Origin of the sequence: Pseudoalteromonas sp. CO342X (assembly GCF_004208915.1) — a bacterium.
Taxonomy (GTDB): Bacteria; Pseudomonadota; Gammaproteobacteria; order Enterobacterales; family Alteromonadaceae; genus Pseudoalteromonas; species Pseudoalteromonas maricaloris.
Window position 1 is genome coordinate 20,719 of sequence record NZ_SGPH01000006.1, and the last position, 20,176, is coordinate 40,894.

Here is a 20,176-nt window from a genome sequence, read left to right on the forward strand (position 1 = left end):
TCAAAGCATAGGGGAGTTGTAAAGTTTTTCTATTAGTACCTTAGTACTAATGCCTTGATACGCTAGGATTAACACGGGGTGTAGGGCTTCTATAACCTTAGTACTATGGTTTTTATTGCGCCTGCACGCCACACTGATATTCATCAACAGTATGCCCAACACATCAACTTATAACGGGCATTAATAACAATAAAAGGAAGCCCTTATGCTCAGTATGCTTGGACTGGCAGGAGGACTTGGCCTGCTTATTTGGCTAACTCTCCGTGGCGTAAACTTGTTTATCGCAGCTCCACTGTGCGCTTTATTGGTCGCATTAACGAGTGGCGTTGCGCTATTTCCCACAGAAGCTGTAGAGAGCAGCTTTCTTACACTTTATATGGATGGCTTTGCTGGCTTTTTGAGTGCTTGGTTTTTCATGTTCTTGCTTGGCTCTTTGTTCGGTAAGTTCATGGAAGATAGCGGTGCTGCCGACAGTGTGGCACGCTATATTGTCGACAAGTTAGGTATGAAACATGCGGTATTAGCGGTGGTGATTGCCTGTGCTGTGTTAACGTATGGCGGCGTCAGTGTTTTTATTGTAGCTTTCTCTGTCTACCCTATGGCGCTTAGCTTATTTAAAGATGCCAATTTACCAAGGCGCTTTATTCCCGCAACTCTGGCTTTCGGCTCAGTCACCTTTACCATGACTTCGGCAGGCTCCCCTGAAATCCAAAACTGGATCCCAATAAAATATTTAGGTACGTCGCCTTATGCGGCTTGGGAAGTCAGTCTAGTGGTTGCCACATTTATGGCTATTACTGGCTATTGGTGGTTGAAAAAGATGATAGCTAAAGCGGTGGCAAATGGTGAGCACTTTGAGGCGAAAGAAGACGACCCTGAAATCCATGAACGTAACTACCCTCATCCAATCACTGGCGTACTGCCTCTAATCGTGGTGTTGATTTTATCTTTTACACTTCATGATGTGTTGCAGCAAAGTGCACTCATTGTAGCTCTACTTGGCGGTGTACTCAGTATTGTCGCGATTAACTTTAAGCATTTTCACAACATGGGGGCCGCAATTAACTTAGGTACAACAGGTGCGCTAGTTGCTATCGGTAATACCAGTGCGGTAGTGGGTTTTGGTGCGGTAGCAAAAAACACCGAGGCATTTCAATTAGCGGTCGAAATGATGACACAGATGCCGGGTAATGAGCTACTTGGCGCCGCTGTGGCGGTAAGTGTAATAGCCGGTTTAACTGGTTCGGCATCCGGTGGGCAAGCCATTGCGTTACCTTTAGTGGCACCGCACTACATCGATGCGGGTGTCAATCCAGAACAATTACATCGTGTTGTCGCTATTAGCTCAGGCGCTTTGGATACCTTACCGCACAACGGTTATGTGGTCACAACCATTCGCGCCATCTGTAAAGAAACACATCAACGAGCATACTGGTCCATGGCTGCGTTGACTGCGGTCGTACCGCTGGTGGGCGTTGCCCTCGCATTAACCCTATTCATCTTATTTTAACGGAGAGATACAGCAATGAAGCGGATTTTCCTGTTACTTTTGTTCGTTGCCAGCAATATTGTCTATGGCAGTGAGACAAACAAACCTATGCTGGTTGAAAAGCGGGCATTTACACTCGCGCATTTTACTACAGAGTCTGGAGTCAGCATTCCTGACGTTAAGGTAGGCTGGGAAAGCTATGGCAAATTAAATGCCGACAAAAGCAATGCAATTTTGATCACGCATTTCTTTTCTGGCACATCTCACGCTGCGGGTAAGTATCGAGAGTCTGACGTATTGGCGGGTTACTGGGATGCCATTATCGGCCCGGGTAAAGCGATAGATACTAACAAGTACTTTGTGATAAGCGCAGATACTTTGGTCAATGCAAACTGGCATAGTAAAGATGTGATCACGACGGGCCCGGCGTCTATTAATCCGAAAACGGGCAAACCTTACGGCTTGGATTTTCCCGTGGTGACCATAGGTGATTTTGTTGAAGTACAAAAGCAACTATTGGATAGCTTAGGTATCGACAAACTACATGCGGTGATGGGCGCGTCTATGGGATCTTTCCAAGCGTTAGAATGGTCGGTGCGCTATCCCGAAAAAGTGTCACGTTTAATTCACGTGATTGGCGCTGCAAAGATGGATGCTTGGACCGTTGCGGCGTTAGAGAAATGGGCTTTACCTATCCGACTTGATCCAAATTGGCAGGGCGGGGACTACTACGACGGGGAAAGGCCGCTTGCTGGACTCACAGCCACGATGCTTAATATTACGCAAGACGCGATGCACCCCGCTATTTACAACGCCAGTTTTCCAGACTTTATTGTGCTTGATCCCAAAGCAAAACAAGATATTCGTCAGCTTCCTAAACTCAGTCAAACGCTAGCCACGCGCGCACGAGCGAGGGCAGAAACGCAAGATGCGAATTCAATCTTGTATTTAGTCCGCGCCTCGCAATTATACACCGCAGGCATGCAAGGTAATTTTGATAGTGCTATTGATAAAATCACAGCAAAGATTTTGTTGATGCCTGCAAGCAATGACTTGTTATTAAGGCCAGAGCCCATTCGTAAGTTAGCAGAAACCCTAAAAGCCAAGAATAAAAATGTGCAGATCACAGAGATAGAAGGCGTTTGGGGACATTTAGACGGTATTTTTTCAATTCAATCACAGGCTGACACTATTGCTCAGTTCTTAGCAAAATAATCAAGGAGTGACGATGAAGACGGCGTTGATCACAGGGGCAGCAAGTGGCATTGGTCGCTATATCGCGATGGCCCTGAGCAAACAAGGTTACAGCTTATTGCTCGTAGATTTGAACTTAGCGCAAGCACAGACGGTAGCCGAATCTATCGTCAGTGACGGAGGAAATGCACAAGCGTTTGCGCTCAATATCGCTAATAAGCAAGACATCGCTGACTTTGTCCGTCAGCACGATAACATTGATGTGCTTATCAATAACGCAGGCGTGCAACATGTTGAAGCACTAGAGCATTACCCAGAAGATAAATGGCAATTGCTGCAAGATGTGATGCTAACAGGCCCGGCCATGTTGTGTAAGGCAGTATTGCCGCATATGCGCAGAGGAGGCTTTGGTCGCATCGTCAATATTGGTTCTATCCACGCTCTAGTCGCTTCTAAGTATAAGTCTGCTTATGTCGCTGCAAAACATGGGTTGATGGGATTTGGCAAAGTATTGGCGCTGGAAACCGCAGACTGCGATATCACCGTGAACACTATTTGCCCCGCTTATGTAAAAACCCCATTGGTAGAACAGCAAATTACCGCGCAAGCGAAACAGCATGGGATCAGTGAAGATGAAGTGATAAACAATATTATGTTGGCGCCAATGCCGAAAAAGGCGTTTATAGGGTTGGATGAGATTGCTCATGCTGTCAATTTTTTACTCGCAAATGAGTCACGCAACATTACTGGCCAAGCCATTGTGCTGGATGGCGGCTGGACAGTGCAATAGGAGGAATGATGGCTGGATTTGATAAGGTAGTCGTAAGCTACGAAGAAGCAATGGCAGGACTTTGCGATGGCATGACCGTGATTGCCGGGGGCTTTGGTTTGTGCGGCATCCCTGAAGGTTTGATAAGCCAAATACGCCACATGGGCACAAAGGACTTAACCGTGGTTTCTAATAACTGCGGAGTAGACGGGTTTGGTTTAGGGATTTTGCTTGAGGATAAGCAGATCCGCAAAATGGTGGCTTCCTACGTGGGAGAAAACGCCTTGTTTGAGCAGCAGTTATTGAGCGGTGTATTGGAAGTTGAATTAACTCCACAAGGGACACTTGCAGAAAAGATGCGCGCAGGTGGAGCTGGGATCCCCGCTTTTTATACCGCAACAGGCGTTGGTACACCCGTCGCTGAGGGCAAAGAGGTAAAAACGTTTGGTGATAGAGAATATATTTTAGAGCCTAGTATTACGGGAGACTTTGCCATTGTAAAAGCGTGGAAAGCAGATCGTTTTGGCAATTGTGTTTATCGCCACACCGCCATGAACTTTAATCCAATGGCTGCAACAGCTGGAAAAATTACCGTCGCTGAAGTGGAAGAAATTGTAGATCCCGGCGAAATCGAACCGAGCCAAATTCATACCCCTGGAATTTATATCGATAGAGTGATTTTAGGACAGTTTGAAAAACGCATCGAAAAACGTACTGTGAAGGAGCAAGCATAATGGCATTAACCAGAGAGCAAATGGCCATGCGAGTGGCACAGGAATTAAGAGATGGGTTTTATGTCAATCTTGGCATTGGGATCCCCACGCTGGTGGCCAATTATGTACCACAGGGCATGGATGTGATGCTGCAATCGGAAAACGGCTTATTAGGCATGGGCGCTTATCCAACCGAGCAGGAAGTGGATGCGGATATGATCAATGCGGGTAAGGAAACCGTTACGGCCCGCACGGGAGCTGCCATTTTTAGTTCTGCAGAAAGCTTTGCAATGATCCGTGGCGGTCATGTGGACCTGACGGTGCTTGGCGCTTTTGAAGTAGATCAGCAAGGTAATCTTGCCAGCTGGATGATCCCAGGTAAGCTTATCAAGGGCATGGGTGGCGCGATGGATCTTGTCGCTGGGGCTAAAAATATAATTTGCACCATGACGCATGCGAATAAACAAGGCGAGTCCAAGCTGCTACAGCACTGCAGTTTACCGCTCACCGGCGTAAACTGTATCAATAAGATAGTAACCGATCTTGCGCTGCTTGAAGTCAAAGGTGGCGCGTTTCATTTACTTGAGCGAGCTCCAGGTGTTAGCGCCTCGGAAATACAAGCGAAAACCGCAGGCATATTGATTTGCCCTGATGACGTACCGGAGATGGTATTTAGCTAGGATTGCACTAAAGCTGAGTTACCACACTATGCACGCAGTTGGCTGTATCGCGAGCTGCGCTACATTTGTTATTCTGCGCTGCTGTCACAAGGTGGCTTGTAACCAACATATCTTCTCAGTTATCTAAAAATCCTATTTTTTCCTTAATTATCCCTAAGCTGCTTAGTATGAAGAAAATGCACTTTTATCTAGTACTTTATTATTGATTGTGGTTACGATTTGTCACATAATTTGCGCCGCGTTTCAACGCGCTCTCAGCTGGGTTGTCGGGAGTTAATAATCACGTAAAGGAACTATATAATGACAAAAAATATCGTGCGTTTAGCACTAGCCTCTCTATTTACTATTTCTTTGACTGCTTGTGTCTCTACTTCTACTGAGGTTAAACAAAATACGGCATATGAATTTCCAATCATACTCTCAGCTCAACAACCTGTATTGATATTCCCGGTTTCGCTGCATGGTGTTCCAGGAAACGACCGTGAAGTGGGTTTAGCAATTACCGCTGGCGTAACGGGAAAACATGGTGCGTCTGTTGTTTCAAGCCAACAGTTATATGATGTGGTTGGTAACTTGTCTTGGACTGTGGGCGAAAACATGCGTAGGCATGTTAATCAAGGAAATTATGCGCTTACAGGTTCGGCTAAGCGCATTGCAGATGATCTTACCGGTGCAATACAAAAGCTGACTAAGACGCTAAAGTCGACAGGAGTGATCAAGGATAAAGGGTTTAACTTTAACAGAGTGATCGTACTGCATGTTGATAGTTCTGGTGGGATCCCAGTACCGGGCGTAAATCGTGTAACGGCATTTGGCGGGATCATCGATCTGGAGAATCAAGCGGTGGTTTCTTACATAGAAAAAGACTTGGTATTGGCTGATGGATATGATGCTGTATTGGCGCAAATGCCAATGGAAATGAATGGCATCATTGAAGATCTTATCAATAAAGGTTAAGCGTCTGGTTTTACACACAAAATGACCACGATATCAGGAAGCAACTCCCTGATATCGTGAGATTTCTCCTCGCTGATGCTATCTGTTACGCGCTACGTGCATTCATCTCAGCAATAAACTTGTTCGAATCTTCAATAGAGCGGTTCATATCTGCGATTAGGGCGCTAATATCACGCTTTAACCCCGTAAACTCACCTTTAATAGCGCTTACCGCTTGTGCATTTAGGTTGTGCTTAAGGTACAGCACATTATCTTGTAGTGAGTCGAGCACGGGCTGCATTTTGGCTTCACTGCTGCGCATTGAGCGAAGTAAGCGTTCAAATTGGCGCTGTGTTTGACTTAATTGCTTAGCACTCTCGCGTTTTAGGTTTGCACTCGAATATTGCTCAAGTTCATCTTGCCACTCGTCAAATAGTGCGTTTGCCACGTCTTCCACTTTGTCTATGTTGCTACTTACTTCAGCTGCGGCGGCAAGGGATGATTGATAGTCATCGTTAAGCAGGTTATAGGCTTCTTGTAATTCACCACCGTTAAAATTAATTAAGGTGGTGAGCCTTTCTAATGCCGATTGAAACTCTTTTTGTGATTCCTCTTGGGACTCCTTTGTTTCTTCGACACGATCAACCAATATCTCGCGTTTATGCACACCAAACTTTTCCATGGTGGCGTAATAGGCACTTTGGCAGCCAGTAACAAGTAAAAGTAACACTGCGCTTAAGGTGAGTTTCTTCATTTGCACTCCCGGGCTCTAGAAGGTCAATAATCAGTAAGTGGCCATGTGACCGTCGTTATATATTACTATTTAACGCTATAAATTATGGCGGGGATTGTTATGATGTGTAAAGTCATCCATGAATATTAACTTGATTATGATGCAAAGAATAACCGAAATGAAGGTCGTAGCACTGCGATTCTTACATTCTCAGCCTAGCTGGTGGCGTCGCTATAGTAAGCGTTGTATTGAGGACCAGATCACGGTCAACGCGGGCTATTTAGCGTATGTCACACTGTTATCGTTGGTCCCTTTAGTTGCGGTGGGTGTAGCAATTTTTTCGGCGTTTCCTGGATTTGAAGATACGCGTTTTGCAATTGAAAACTTTGTGTTCAATAACTTTGTGCCAACATCGACGGACACCATTAAAGAGCACATCAGTGCGTTTACTGGCAATGCGAATAAGATGACAGCTGTGGGGGTGAGTTTTTTGGCCGTCGTGGCTTTATTACTTATTCGTAATGTTGACACCACACTCAACCGAATTTGGCGAGTTAAGCAAAAACGTCCATTGATGATTTCGTTTGCGATTTATTGGATGGTGCTCACGCTTGGCCCTGTGCTATTGGGCGCGAGTATTGGTATGACATCTTATATCGTTTCTTTAGTGACATTTGCCGATCAAGGGATCCCAGGGTTTAGTGGTGCACTAATTAAGATGTTGCCCTATTTAATTTCTATGGTTGGCTTCATCATGCTCTATACTTTAGTACCAAATACCAGTGTGTCATTTCGAGCTGCGGTTCCGGGTGCTTTGTTTGCAGCTTTGTTATTTGAGCTAACGAAAAAAGGCTTTGCATTATACATTAGCCATTTTCCCTCATACGAAGTTATCTATGGGGCGCTTGCGACAGTACCTATTCTTTTTGTTTGGGTATATTTATCTTGGATAGTGGTGTTGTTAGGTGCGGAGTTTACTGTGTGCTTAACCCAAGATATGGAAGCCGCAGGATTAGATACAAGCTCGGAGTTTGACCCACCAGACGCGCAGGGACTTTAGCTTTTACCGATAACGGTTAGCTTAAGCCCCCAAGGGGGAGTTATGAGCTTATTGTATCAACATGGCGATGCATTGCGTCGCTTTCATCTCGCGGTAGGTGAAGGACATCAATTGGGCATAGAGGAATATGGCTGTAGTGATGGCACACCACTTATCATGCTGCATGGTGGCCCAGGTCAGGGCCATTCTCGTAATGTACTCGGTTATTTCAATCCGCAAAAATACCGCATTATCCTGTTTAGTCAGCGAGGCTGTGGCAATTCAACCCCTACTGACTTTGGTAATATAAATACCGCGAACCTGCTAAAAGATATTCACTCCATTCGTGCGCATTTAGGACTGCAAAAGGCTGTACTCGCTGGGGAATCTTTCGGTGCCATGCTGGCACTTCTTTATGCTGAGCAACATCGTGAAGATGTCTTGGGGATGGTGTTGTGGTCGAGTTTTTTGGGCAATGAGGCGGATCTTCATTGGCTTTATGGTAGCCAAGGTGCCCCCGCGCAAATTTATCCAGAGCAGTATCTTGCCTTTGCACAAGGTGCACAAACTGTGGAATCCTTGCTAGACCATTATCATTCGGCACTCTTTGGCGAGGATGAATTACTCAAAAGAAAAGCGGCACAGCGCTGGTGTGAGTGGGATAACCTGATCACAACAGATAGCGATACACAAGGTATTAGGCTCTGCAAAGCAGACAAACAGCTCAGTAAAGCACAGCATATGGTGCATTTTTTTAGTCACCAGTGCTTTATCAAAACACAGCAAATTACAGCAGATGCACATCAGCTCAATCACTTACCTATCTGGTTTATTCACAGTCGGCATGATTTAATGTGTCGATACGCACCAGTTCATCAGTTAGCACAAAGCATTAAGGCGCAGTTGCTGATTTTAAATGGGGTTGGGCATTGTTGTGCTAACCCCGTTTACGCAGAAGCAATAAGGCGAGCGGCTGATCTATTACTGTGCAAAATTCAGCATCATTAGCAGTCACAAGAGGTAGGTAGTGCAAGGACTAATTCAAAGGGTCAGCGAAGCAAAGGTAGAAGTTGAAGGTGAGGTTGTTGGTCAAATCGATAAGGGGATATTGTTACTATTAGGCGTTGAAAAGTCGGATACCGAGCAAACGGCGGATAAGTTACTGCACAAGGTTAGTAACTACCGTATTTTTACTGACGACAAGGGGAAAATGAATTTAAGTTTAAAAGACATTGAAGGCGAACTATTAGTTGTATCGCAATTCACCTTGGCGGCAGACACCAAAAAAGGCATGAGGCCAAGCTTTTCGAGCGCAGGAACGCCTGAGCAAGCGAAGACACTCTACGAATACTTTGTGGCTCAAGCCAAGGCCGCAGGGTTGAAAGTCGCGACAGGACAATTTGCTGCGGATATGAAGGTGAGTTTACTGAATGACGGCCCTGTGACTTTTAACTTTAGTATAGAATAGTGCTTTGACGTAAAAATCTAAGATCAACAAATGCTAGCGTTTAACTTCGATAATCATATTGGCGTAGTCCGGTACCTTTTCGATAAAGGGCTTTTTACCAAAGTTGGTAATTAATAAGTGTTGAAGTTGCTTGAGCTGCGACTCATGCTCAGTCAAAAAGTTGATATACAGTCGGCCTCCATCATTAATAGCAGCTCTGAGTAGACGATAAAACTGGTGCTGAAATAAGAAGATGGGAGGCTCAAGTTCGCTAAATAAATCGAGCACAATCCAATCGTAGCGTTTGCCTTGTTGCAAGGCTTTAAATACATCAACACAATTAACATCGCACAAAGGGTCGCCACCAAAGTAGCGTTTGTAACAATGGATCACATCTGGGTTGTTATCTATGGTGGTAATGTGACAACTTGGATAAGTGGCATTGAGGTAATCACGGATGGCACCTGCGCCAAGACCCAGCTCTAGTACGCTGGTTGGCGGGGTGACTTGCTGCCAGCGACTCGCGAATGTTTTTAAATGAGGAAATAACAAGTGCTCCGGGTGGTTTAACTCCACAACGGATTGTAATGTGTTGTTTATCAGAAGCCATCTCAACGATTTCTCTTGCCGCACTTGGATGCTATTTCTGCCTTGTTTATGCCAATATAGCAAGTGTCCTAGTTGGTGGCTCCGGTCCACAAAATCGTTGCTGATAGTGCCTGAATGCGTAATAAATTCTCCCATGATAACATCATCATAGACGAGGATTTTGTGAATGCCAGCTTGTCCACCAGTTTTTACACTAAAGGATAAGTGTTTTGGCGCATTTTATTCCCTACACTGAGCTTATCTTGTAGGGTGTATCCGTACTAGATTCAAAGTCATTTAACAGGCTAATAACAAAACAGGAGTCAGTGATGTTTGAGGTAACTTCACCACAAAGCAGCGAAGATTGGCAAGCCTATTACCAGTTACGCTGGCAGGTGTTAAGAGCGCCATGGGATCAACCTCGTGGCAGCGAACAGGATGATTTAGAACAAGAAGCTGAACATCGCTACATTAAAAATAATGATGGTGAAGTGCTAGGCGTAGCTAGGCTCCATTTTAACAATCATAAGCAAGCACAAGTACGCTATATGGCCGTTGCAGAAGGGCATCGAGGTCATCACTTAGGTAGCCGTTTGCTACATGAGCTTGAGATTATTGCTTGGACGCAAAAAGCAGAAGAGTTGGTTTTGTATGCTCGTGAGCGCGCGTTATCATTTTACGAACGCCATGGTTATGAAGTGGTTGAAAAAGCACACTTAGCCTATGGCGATGTGCAGCACTGGAAGATGGTAAAACAACGTCCTACGGAGCCGGGCTGGTTCAGGCAGCCAGATTGGACCCATGTATTACAAAATACTTGGCGAGAGTCTATTCCAATCAGTGATGCGATGGGGATTAAAGTAGAAAGCTATACAGATTGGCAGTTTTCCACTAAGGCTGACTTAAAAGCGAACCTCAACTTACACAACTCGATGTTTGCAGGCTCTATATATAGCATGGCGACGCTAACGGGCTGGGGGGCGACTTATTTAGCACTTAAAGAGCTTGGGTTAGAGGGAGATATTGTGCTGGCTGACGCTAATATTAAATATCTAAAGCCTTTAACCACGGCACCAGCGGCAACAGTTACCATTGCGGACTGTGAAGGTGAATTACAAGCGCTAGAGACGGCTGGCAAAGCAAAGTATGTGGTGCCAGTGAATGTCTATGATGGCGACATGCTAGTTGCTAAATTTGAGGGACAGTTTGTGGTGGTTAAACCGCAATAAGTAGAGAATTATTCTCAGCTTTCCAAACGAAAAAGCTCTGAGTGTTCAGAGCTTTTTTTGTATTCGAATGCGCTTAAAGAATATCAGTGAGCAACACGCCAATACCAAGCCTTTGGGTATGTGTGTTGTAGTCTATTAAGCTTTCGCCGTAACCATTAAAGTATTGTGCGTAGCCGCGCAGCCTGCCCCAAATCGGGAATGACCAGTCTAGCTGAATTGCACCGCGATTATCACTGTTTAAGTTATTGCGCCACATAAAGCCAAACTCATGCTCCTCGTGGCGATATACCCCACTAAACTCGAAGTGACCTAAGTACTCATCGATGTTTGGATTGTCGTCTCCGCGTGGATCCAAGGCATCTTCTTTGTCGTCTTCGGGTAAGCGATACCAAGGTTTAAAGCTGAATACAAAGCCTCGGTTTTCCCAGATAAAATTCGCATAGATACGATTCCAAGAGCGGGAGTTTGGTTGACTGCGACCGTTAGATTGGTGGGAAATCCCAAGTACAAAGGCCATCTCATCGCCCCACAGCACGTTTTCATCATCTAAAAAGTTAATCCAAAAGATTTCTGGTTCATAGTTGGTTTCACGAAATGGCGAAGACACATCTTTGTTATACAGCTGCCAATACGATTGCAGCGTAAAAGCAAAATAGATTGCCTGATCTTTATCCGAAAAGTTTTTATAAATAGGCGCTTTTAACGAGATTTGGTATTTGGCTTCAAAGTTGTCGATTGGCTCGCCGTCTTCATCGTCAATGGCTTTTAGACCGTCGAATGGTCTACTGTTGACGTTGGTCATATAAGAAACTGGCAAAATATAGTTACGCTTATGTGGTGTTAATACATTACGGTTCTTTTCAGTTACACGTTCGCGCGCCATGCGTTTATCTAATTGGCTTAAGGTTTTATCTGCATCAGCCTCGGCACATTCGGTACGGACCTGTTCTATGGTTCTATCTTTATCTCCAGTTAATACCGCGTTTAGCACGCACTGTTTGACTAAATCTATTTCATCTTCCTGTTGGGCTTCTTGAGCGTAAAGTGGCAAGGTAAGCAAGGCTAAAGCCGGTATTGATAAGTATGTAAGTTTCATCCTGTGTGCGCCGAGAGTAAGTACAATTGATTACATTATTAACCAATGATAATGAAAGGGAAATGAATCTAGAAGGGCAAAAATGTCAGAAAGCGAAATACGGTCGAATAAGAAAAAGGTGGCGACTATCGCCGCCATACCTTAGTAAGTGTTAAGCTAAACAAGCAGAGCTTATTTGCTTTGACTTACTCTCACGCAATAAAAGTACTCGAGTTAAAGCGTTTCAACTTGAGTAAAGAAATTATAAAGCTCAGTGCCTTGATTCACACTAGCAGAGGCAAAATGCAAAATGGCGATGGCATCTTCGTCCAACTTGATCTCATTTAAGGGCGTTTCTGATAAATAGCGATCCATTCTGAGAATTTTGGCAATGGTCTGACCTGCCTTGATATGCTCTCCAAGCTTTGCCGTATATTCCACCATGCCACCCATTGGTGCATAAAAGGTGCGATAATTCTCTAGTCGACAGACGTAACGGGTGATATTTTTTGGCATAAAGTGCGCATCTTGAAAGGCCTGTTTATGGTTCAGGTAGCTCAAAATGCTATTAGCGTCATCCAGTGCTTCCGCTAAATCAATTTTTTCTTGAGAGCCAAGCTCAACCGTAAACGCTTCGGTTAATACTGGGATCTCTCGGCCTATAGCCCGATAGGCTTGCTGCAAGTTCCACCATGGACAAAAACTTGCTTCATCCATTGCACCATCAAAGTCACTTGGAATAAGTAACACATGCGGAATATCAAAATATCGAGCGCTGCCTTTTGCATACTCAGGACAATACAGGTGTTTTGCTGAAATTGGCCCCGTGTGAAGGTCTAAAACAATGTCAGCTTCATGAGCTAGACGTTGTAAATTCAAGGCGATGCGCTTACCCGTTGTCAACCTATCTAAGGGCCCATCAAGTAGCGCTTGGGTGTGCTCAACTAATCGTTGGCGAAATTGCTGAGTGATTTCTGTAATTGAAAGCGTCGGATTTTGCTCCACAAACTCGGTAACCAGCCCGGAATGGTTGATGTACATCCGATTCCAATTCGTGCCCGTAATTGGATCGAAACGACCTAAGGTAAACTCACCAGATTTCTGATTACAACCAATCGGGTTTGCGTAAGGCACTAAAGTGATGTCCGCTTTTAATGACAATTGCTTCAACTGTTCCAGCAGTTGATAAATCACTGCATTACCTTGCACTTCAGCGCCATGCATATTTGCTTGGATATACACCTTAGGCCCACTGCCATCACCTTTGATGCGATAGACCGGAATAGTTAAAGGCAAGCAGTTGGCAATTTCACCAACCTGAATATGTTGTTGTGTAATGGTATTCATGTTTACCTCAAATAACTTGAAGCGGGCTCTGCTTCACGGACACAGCTGATTTCTCCAGCTGAGATGATGTACTCAGCTGGGAGCTCATGACATAAAAAGAACGGCATACTTTCGGTGTAGCCGTAGGCGCCACACTGACTGAAAACAAGCCAATCGCCATCGGCACTGTCGCTTGGTAAGGCTAGGGTGCCTAACTTATCCAATGCTGTGCAAAGTGGGCCATGAATATGAAAGTCTGTGGTCTCAGCTTGAGACTGGCGTAACAATTCAACGGGGAAAGCTTGTCCGGTAACGGCTGGACGCAGCAGGTGATTGACACCGCCTGCGACGATCAGTTGTTGTTCACCATAGTTTTGTTTTTGTTCCACCACAGGGTTGAGATAAAAACCACATTCGCCAACCGCATAGCGGCCTAATTCCATCCATAACTCTTGCACTTGCGTGGCGGATTTTATTAATGCGAGCGCGTCTAATAATTTCTGCCAATCAAGAGAAGGGCTTTGCCTATCATAGGGAATGCCAAGACCACCACCTAAGTCGAGCACTTTTAGAGTAATACCTAAATCAGCAGCGAGCTGAACTAAAGGTGCAACCATGGCCTGCCAAAGTTCAGCGAGTGTATCGCTACAGAGCATATTGCCCCACTGGAAAATATGCAGTCCGACAAAGTCTAGGTGGGTGTAGTCACTTAAAGTTAGGGCTTGCCACTGCTCAGCGCCAAGACCAAAAGGAGTCAGTGTATTGCCACCAAGTGGATTGTGCTCTGCTTTATCAAAGCGTAATTGCACCCGCAGTAAAACTTCAAATTGAAGCTCAAACTCTTCAGCCACTTGATTTAACCAGCGTACTTGATTGTGGCTTTCAGCCACGAAAATACGTACGCCTTGTGTGGCAAAATGGCGGATCTGCTTTAGCGATTTGGCAGGGCCGGTGTTGAGCACGCGTTCAGGTGCGATCCCTTGAGATAAAACCTGATCAAGCTCGCCGCTAGATGCCACATCAAAGTTAAACCCTGCATTATCTAGGGTTTGAATGATCTTTGATAATGGATTCGCTTTAACGGCATACCAAAGCTTAACGATTTGCTGATCAACTAAGGGCTTAACATGCGCACTTAGCTTATCTAAATCGTAGCAAAAGAATGGCGTATCTTGTTGCTGGCTCAATGCCTCAGCTGTAGTTCGCTGTGACGTGCTCAACCAAGTCATTAGCGTAGAACCTCTTCCAGCGCCAGTGATGCATCACTTTGTTCATCACGGTATTTTACGATAAGTGCGCATGACATACTTAATCCTTGCGCGCGTGCCCATTCACTTGAGGCTGGACGAGAGCCTGGGATCACTATCGCGTTTTCAGGGATGGCTTCACCTTTGTCAAGCAATCGTTCGTTCACGCAGTCATAGACAGGAATACTTGCTGAAAGGCGCACACCCGGTGCTAATACGGCACCGCGTTTAACAACAACCCCTTCAACCAATACACAGCCTGCACCAATAAAGGCATCGTCCTCAACTACAACAGGACTTGCTCCAACCGGTTCTAATACACCTCCCACTTGCACTGCTGCGCTAAGGTGCACATTTTTACCAATTTGCGCGCAAGAACCAACCAACGCATGACTATCTACCATAGTACCTGAATCAATATAGGCACCAATGTTGACATAAGCCGGTGGCATAATGATTGTGCCGGCTGCGACGTAAGCACCACGTCTTACACTGCTTCCGCCAGGAACCATACGAACGCCATCTTGGGCAGCAAATCCGCGTGGTGCTAAGTTATCTTTATCAACAAATCCACCTGGGAATTCCGTATTTACGCCATTTCTAAATGCTTCAAGGATCCCTTGTTTTACTTCTACGTTAGCATGCCAATGGCCTTGCTCATCCTGTGTTGCAGCACGTACTGTGCCATTTTCTAAATCGTTTAGTAGGGTTAACCAGCTCATGTTTACTGCCTTAGTTCCAAGATAAAATCGTTTTGTTCGCGCGAGTGATCGCATCGGTATGGGTGAGTTCCAAATGTGTCAGTGGCGGGCGCAAGTTTGGACTTGTGAGCTTCCCTTGCAAGTGCATTAACACTTTGACTGGTATGGGATTTGCCACTGCAAATAAGCTATTTGCAGCTTCTGACCAAATGGTAAATAAATTAGGAGAGGTGCCGCTTAACGAGCGCCTTACAAATTCTGCGGTTTGCTGTGGCCATGCGTTTGCCGCAACAGACACCAGACCCGTTGCACCTGCTTGTGCAAAGTAGGGCATTAAGCCATCGTCGCCGCTATAGATGGCGACATCAGGCGCTGCCTGACGAAATGCTTCAAAGGTGGCAATATCACCACTGGCTTCTTTTAGTGCCCACAGATTAGGGTGGCAAGCTAGCTCGCCGAGTAGTTCAGGGGCGATAGCAACGGCACTGCGACCGGGTACATTGTAGAGCATGCAAGGGTTGTGGCTCTCATTAAGTAGTGTACTAAACCAATGTGCCAGACCAACTTTGCCGGGCTTTGCGTAGATTGGTGAGCCAAGTAAGAGCGCATGAATGGGCTGCGTATTACAAAAGCGCACCCATTGTGTTTGCTGCTCAAGATTACTGCCGCCAACGGCAACCATAAGTGGTACGCTTGGGGCTAGCTGGCAAACAAACTCAACGATTTGTTGCTGTTCTTGTTGGGTAAGCGCAAGGCCTTCGCCGGTACTGCCTAGTAAAAGGATACCGTTACGAGCTTGCTCTTGATCGCGTACAAGCGTGGTTAATGCGCCAAAATCAACCTGATTTTCAGCATCAAAAGGCGTTACTAAAGCCGTCCACAACGGATAGTCAGATAAGTTGAATTGTGATTTCATCTCTACCGAACTTAAATCATGTTCGGAGTTAGGAGAGTGTCCAAACTTCGAACCGTTAAAATTCGAAGAGCAATGGACTTAAAAAGGATAAGGCAGCCAATGGCCTTATTTTTCTAAGACCAGAAGCTCTCCACCAAATATGTTGGTGACAGTCGCTGGGATTCAGCCCAGTCGCCCGAAATGAGTATTAGCAAACAATAACTCAATTTCTCGGCGTATATTCCCCTCACTAAGCTGCAACGGAGTTTGCTCTCCTTCACTTAGTTACCTGAATAACGCACCTCTTCCAGCCCTTAATTTGACGCCGTGGCATCAAACTATCTAAATAGGGTGAACACGCATTGAAACATTTTGGCCGTCTAGGTGTCAAGCATCGGACTGTAAATAATACGATTGTTAACTACACTTAACATTGCAGCTGAGACAATGCTATGAGATGAAAAACAAAAATATGTCGTTAATAAATAAAGTTAAAAATCGTTATATCGGGGCATTACTTGCTATGGCTATATTGCTGTCGATGGCGATGGGGATTATGCAGTATTTACTGTATCAGCAGAGCCAAGACGCGCACGTAATTAATATTGCGGGTATGCAGCGGATGTTGTCCCAGCGCATCGCGCTTTTCAGTGCACAAGAGGATAAAAGAGACAGTGAGAATCTTCGTCAAGCCATTGATAAATTTGAAAGTAATCATGAGTTTTTAACTAAAACAGAGAGGAGGGAGGCTATTTATCTGAATGAGGCGCTTGCAGCGCTTTACTACCAAGAGCCAGTGCAATTGGATTTGCAAAGTAATACTTTTGTCACTTTATCAAGGTCTCAGTTTCAGCAGCCAACTCCTCAATTGGAGGAACAAATCTTTACTGCATCTCAGCATATACTCCCCAATCTTAACGAGGCCGTTTCACTATTTGAGCAGCACGCGCGAAGTAAAACAGAGATGGTGAGGAAAATAGAGCTGTTGATTTGGCTGCTTGGACTGCTGTTATTGTTTATCGAAGCCAAGTTTATATTTCGCCCGATGGCGCGAGAGATTGCTGAAGCACTTGATAAATTAGAGGCAGCAAGAAAGCTTGCCGATGATGCGCTACACTCAAAATCACGATTTTTAGCGCGTGTCAGTCACGAGCTAAGAACGCCATTGCAGGCCATTCAGGGGTATTTAGATGAATATCTGAGTAACAAAGATACCCAGCAATTACAGCATGTGAAAAGCGCAGCAAATCAATTGGATGTATTACTTTATTCGGTTCAAGACTTTAATAACCTTTCCGAGCAAGAAGTGGTCATTGAGCGTCATCAAGTCGCGTTGCGAGAAGTAATAAAATCGGCCTGTATTGCCTTTCAATTAACCGCACATAAGAAATCTCTCGCTTTTAATTTGGCGTTGAGTAATGAGTTAGATGTGACTTGTTATTGTGATGGTAAGCGTGTTGGTTGGTTGATCAGTGAATTGGTCAATAACGCAATTAAATTTACTGAGCGTGGCAGCATTCAAGTATTTGCGGATTTGGTTGTAGATGAAGATACGCCATATTTAGAGTTTGTTGTTGAAGATACTGGGCCTGGGTTCGACTATCAGCAGTTGCGAGAAGCTGTGCATAGCGAGCATTTTCAAGGCACGCAGTTAGGGCTGAAGCGCTGCCGATTACTCATCTCAGCGCTTGGAGGACGATTAGATTTTATTGCGAGGGAGCCAACCGGTACAAGAGCAACCTTGAGAGTCCCGATTGAAATTGACAATCAACAGACGCTGGCTCGCACAATGGAGCAGGTGTCAGCTCGCATTTTACTGGTGGAAGATAATTTACTAAATGCGCGCGTGATTGAAAAAATGCTTCAGCCCATAGCCAAGCAGGTAACGCATGTCGAACATGGTGAAGGTGCCCTTGAAGTATATGAGGTGGGTAAGTTTGATATCGTGCTAATGGATTTAAATATGCCTGTGATGGATGGCTTTGAAGCCACTGAGCGTTTGAGGGTGCTCGATCCGACCGTGCCTATTTTGGTCGTGACCGCAAATACTAATGCTGAGGATTTGGATAAGGTCTACGCACTTGGCGCAACGGCTCATTTGTATAAGCCGTTGCAACCGGATGTGCTGCATAGCAAAGTGGTGCTATTACTGAATGAGTGTGGAGACTTAGTCTCGTCTTAAACGAATATTTCCAACCCCGACTTCTGCATCGATGGAATACTGGCCTTGACCACGATAGTCTGTTGTCGAGCCAACCATACTCTTTTCGGAAGTTTCTACGTTGCCAAAACCTGATATTGCCGTTTTACCAACACCTGAATCTAAAGACACCTTTTTGAAATCGGTGGCGGTAGTCTCAATTTTAATTTTTCCTACGCCTACCTCTAAATCAGCAGAGTTATTAAGATCTTGAATATCAATTTTGCCAACACCAACCTCAACATCTAAGGCCAAATTAACAGGCACCTTAACTTGCCAAGATAGTTCATAATCATCCGAATTGATCTCGAGTGATAATTTATCTCCTGATGTGTTGCTGTTTAGGGTAGCTTCACTCACATCTGGTTTACCAAACCAACTGTCTGACTCTTTAGGTTCAACCAAAATTTCGACCTCTATGGTGCTGCCGTTGTAAGTTTGTAGATCGATTTTACCTACGGCAATATCCACTTCTAACTCGGCTAGGCTATTGCTTGGGAATGATGCTGTAATGGTTTTTGAATCTTTTGCTTGTGCAGTCATTGCCGCTGCACTTAATGCTAAAACTAGCGCTAACTTTTTCATTATTTTTTACCTTCAACGAGAGTGTTTGAAAGGTAAGTCGCAAATAAAAATGAAAAGGTTTAAAAAGGTTTTTATTTTTTTAGGGCGTGTTGATGGAAGTACCTGTTTAACACGCCCACAAAGTAAAAAGTAAACTACTTACCTTTTAGCAAGATAACGCTGAGCGTTATAGTCGGGTGACTGAATAACCATTGTTTTTAAGTTGCTCAACAAGGCCATATTTTTCAACAAGATGTAATGCACCAACGGCAATAAACGTTGATTCATTAGGGAGCTGTTTTTTAAGCACTTGCACCCAGTTATTATTGCGTTCGATGATCATCAGTTGCTCGGCTAATTTGCCGTATTTATCATCCGAAAAACTTACCTGATAGTAATGTGATAACTTTTCTAAATCGCCGCTTCGCCATGCGGAAACTAGATCCAAGAAGTAGGTATTCAAATCAGACATCTGTGCAAATGTTTCCTTGAGCATGGCGTCACTATGAATACTCAGCTGACTGAACATTTCAAGCTGATATTCTAAGGTTTCAAATTCACCAACTGGGATCTTCTTTTCGTTTGCATAGGCTATTACTTGTTTATCGATGCCATTAGTATCGGTAAATCCGAGCTTTTGATATTCCAGTTGTAGCATAGTTACCATCACGGCCCATGGTGCGTAGCGTTCAAATAAGGCGATATCTATTTGCTTTTTGGAAAAGTAATCTTGTAGCTTCTGATAGACTTCTGCAGAGAGCTGATCTTTTAGTGTTTGGTTGTTTTTTAACAACATAAATGGCATGGAGCGCTGTTGGATCGCAAATGGAGAAAGTGCCTCTAAGTTCACTTCAACCATGACTCTATCACTGCTCGCAATGGCGCTTTTTACCTTGGCCGGTAAACCATGCATTTGTTTGTCACCGACGTGGACGGTACCAAATAAGTACGACGTTTTGTTGTCCTTTTCTATTTTCCATAGGCCAACTTCTGCGTTGGCGAGATTACTGAAAAGGCTTAAGCAAAGATAAATAAATAACAATGGTGAAAATACTTTAACCATAGTAATGATCCCTGTTGGTTTTAAAGGGTCAGTCTGCGATATCGAAATGTGAATGTCACTAAAAAATGAAGTGCGTTGAGGTGGTAGAAAAAATTTCATATTGGCAAATCGAGAAAGTAAATTTTTCGTTATATCGAAACTGAACCAATAGAAAATTCGCATTTTAAAATGTGTGGTTGTTTTAATTCTTTAGTTTGTGGATTTTTGGTTTTTTTATGCGTTAAAGTCAGGTTTTTAATTTTAAATAGCATAGTTTTTTGTGTTGACTTCAGTGTGCAAGGCGCGGTA

20 protein-coding genes and 1 riboswitch are annotated in these 20,176 nt (G+C 44.5%); of the genes, 11 read left to right on the top strand and 9 right to left on the bottom strand.

The features are described 5' to 3' along the window. The first annotated feature begins 205 nt into the window (after positions 1-205). From EXT47_RS00960 to EXT47_RS00985, 6 genes are all read left to right on the top strand, one after another. Positions 206-1,510: a GntP family permease gene (locus EXT47_RS00960; protein WP_099031119.1), complete on the top strand. Its 1,305-nt coding sequence runs from the start codon at positions 206-208 to the stop codon at positions 1,508-1,510. 15 nt (positions 1,511-1,525) lie between these two features. After that, positions 1,526-2,704, top strand: coding sequence for a homoserine O-acetyltransferase (locus EXT47_RS00965; protein WP_130125740.1), 1,179 nt, complete (start codon positions 1,526-1,528; stop codon positions 2,702-2,704). 13 nt (positions 2,705-2,717) lie between these two features. Then, positions 2,718-3,473 carry a 3-hydroxybutyrate dehydrogenase gene (locus tag EXT47_RS00970; protein ID WP_039494664.1) on the top strand — a complete coding sequence of 252 codons (756 nt, stop codon included), beginning with the start codon at positions 2,718-2,720 and terminating at the stop codon, positions 3,471-3,473. Positions 3,474-3,481: 8 nt separating this feature from the next. Continuing rightward, entirely contained in the window at positions 3,482-4,186 is a 705-nt protein-coding gene (locus tag EXT47_RS00975; RefSeq protein ID WP_130125757.1) for a CoA transferase subunit A, read from the top strand. Then, entirely contained in the window at positions 4,186-4,845 is a 660-nt protein-coding gene (locus EXT47_RS00980; protein WP_039494660.1) for a 3-oxoacid CoA-transferase subunit B, read from the top strand. The genes EXT47_RS00975 and EXT47_RS00980 overlap by 1 nt, the downstream gene beginning before the upstream one ends. A 300-nt stretch (positions 4,846-5,145) precedes the next feature. Next, positions 5,146-5,802: a hypothetical protein gene (locus EXT47_RS00985; protein ID WP_039494659.1), complete on the top strand. Its 657-nt coding sequence runs from the start codon at positions 5,146-5,148 to the stop codon at positions 5,800-5,802. Between the two features lie 85 nt (positions 5,803-5,887). Here the strand turns inward: EXT47_RS00985 and EXT47_RS00990 are convergent, their stop codons facing one another. Then, positions 5,888-6,535 (bottom strand): DUF2959 domain-containing protein, encoded by a 648-nt coding sequence (locus tag EXT47_RS00990; protein WP_010607751.1) that lies wholly within the window; start codon positions 6,533-6,535, stop codon positions 5,888-5,890. A gap of 157 nt (positions 6,536-6,692) precedes the next feature. On the opposite strand from EXT47_RS00990, the gene EXT47_RS00995 reads away from it, so the two are divergent. Genes EXT47_RS00995 through dtd form a run of 3 tightly spaced genes read left to right on the top strand, consistent with a single transcriptional unit; the run spans position 6,693 to position 9,021 of the window. Next, positions 6,693-7,574, top strand: a complete 882-nt coding sequence (locus tag EXT47_RS00995) for a virulence factor BrkB family protein (protein ID WP_010607752.1) — start codon at positions 6,693-6,695, stop codon at positions 7,572-7,574. Between the two features lie 42 nt (positions 7,575-7,616). Beyond that, positions 7,617-8,561 carry an alpha/beta fold hydrolase gene (locus EXT47_RS01000; RefSeq protein ID WP_039494656.1) on the top strand — a complete coding sequence of 315 codons (945 nt, stop codon included), beginning with the start codon at positions 7,617-7,619 and terminating at the stop codon, positions 8,559-8,561. 19 nt (positions 8,562-8,580) lie between these two features. Beyond that, positions 8,581-9,021 (top strand): D-aminoacyl-tRNA deacylase, encoded by a 441-nt coding sequence (dtd, locus tag EXT47_RS01005; RefSeq protein ID WP_039494655.1) that lies wholly within the window; start codon positions 8,581-8,583, stop codon positions 9,019-9,021. Positions 9,022-9,054: 33 nt separating this feature from the next. Here dtd and EXT47_RS01010 read toward each other — a convergent pair whose 3' ends face one another. After that, a complete protein-coding gene (locus EXT47_RS01010; RefSeq protein WP_039494652.1) occupies positions 9,055-9,744 on the bottom strand; it encodes a spermidine synthase in 690 nt (229 codons plus the stop codon). A gap of 173 nt (positions 9,745-9,917) precedes the next feature. On the opposite strand from EXT47_RS01010, the gene EXT47_RS01015 reads away from it, so the two are divergent. Then, a complete protein-coding gene (locus EXT47_RS01015; RefSeq protein WP_039494651.1) occupies positions 9,918-10,817 on the top strand; it encodes a bifunctional GNAT family N-acetyltransferase/hotdog fold thioesterase in 900 nt (299 codons plus the stop codon). A gap of 73 nt (positions 10,818-10,890) precedes the next feature. Here the strand turns inward: EXT47_RS01015 and EXT47_RS01020 are convergent, their stop codons facing one another. The 5 genes from EXT47_RS01020 to dapA form a co-directional block, all read right to left on the bottom strand. After that, the gene (locus EXT47_RS01020) at positions 10,891-11,913 is read right to left on the bottom strand and encodes a phospholipase A (protein WP_130125741.1); all 1,023 of its coding nucleotides are present in this window, start codon (positions 11,911-11,913) and stop codon (positions 10,891-10,893) included. A gap of 213 nt (positions 11,914-12,126) precedes the next feature. Beyond that, complete coding sequence (locus tag EXT47_RS01025) at positions 12,127-13,239, bottom strand: succinylglutamate desuccinylase/aspartoacylase family protein (RefSeq protein ID WP_130125742.1); 1,113 nt, start codon at positions 13,237-13,239, stop codon at positions 12,127-12,129. A gap of 2 nt (positions 13,240-13,241) precedes the next feature. Beyond that, positions 13,242-14,447 (bottom strand): PLP-dependent decarboxylase, encoded by a 1,206-nt coding sequence (locus tag EXT47_RS01030; RefSeq protein ID WP_039494646.1) that lies wholly within the window; start codon positions 14,445-14,447, stop codon positions 13,242-13,244. Further along, positions 14,447-15,187, bottom strand: coding sequence for a 2,3,4,5-tetrahydropyridine-2,6-dicarboxylate N-succinyltransferase (locus EXT47_RS01035; protein ID WP_017219174.1), 741 nt, complete (start codon positions 15,185-15,187; stop codon positions 14,447-14,449). Before EXT47_RS01035 ends, EXT47_RS01030 begins: the two co-directional genes overlap by 1 nt. A 10-nt stretch (positions 15,188-15,197) precedes the next feature. Then, positions 15,198-16,082: a 4-hydroxy-tetrahydrodipicolinate synthase gene (gene dapA / locus EXT47_RS01040; protein WP_039494644.1), complete on the bottom strand. Its 885-nt coding sequence runs from the start codon at positions 16,080-16,082 to the stop codon at positions 15,198-15,200. 115 nt (positions 16,083-16,197) lie between these two features. Continuing rightward, a riboswitch (Lysine riboswitch) is annotated at positions 16,198-16,376 on the bottom strand. Between the two features lie 142 nt (positions 16,377-16,518). On the opposite strand from dapA, the gene EXT47_RS01045 reads away from it, so the two are divergent. After that, the gene (locus EXT47_RS01045; RefSeq protein WP_039494642.1) at positions 16,519-18,243 is read left to right on the top strand and encodes a response regulator; all 1,725 of its coding nucleotides are present in this window, start codon (positions 16,519-16,521) and stop codon (positions 18,241-18,243) included. Here EXT47_RS01045 and EXT47_RS01050 read toward each other — a convergent pair. Together EXT47_RS01050 and EXT47_RS01055 are read right to left on the bottom strand one after the other, a co-directional pair. Then, positions 18,229-18,846, bottom strand: coding sequence for a hypothetical protein (locus tag EXT47_RS01050; RefSeq protein ID WP_039494639.1), 618 nt, complete (start codon positions 18,844-18,846; stop codon positions 18,229-18,231). The two genes, EXT47_RS01045 and EXT47_RS01050, sit on opposite strands and share 15 nt — an antisense overlap. Before the next feature lie 166 nt (positions 18,847-19,012). Continuing rightward, positions 19,013-19,888, bottom strand: coding sequence for a TraB/GumN family protein (locus EXT47_RS01055; protein WP_039494637.1), 876 nt, complete (start codon positions 19,886-19,888; stop codon positions 19,013-19,015). Between the last annotated feature and the right edge of the window lie 288 nt (positions 19,889-20,176).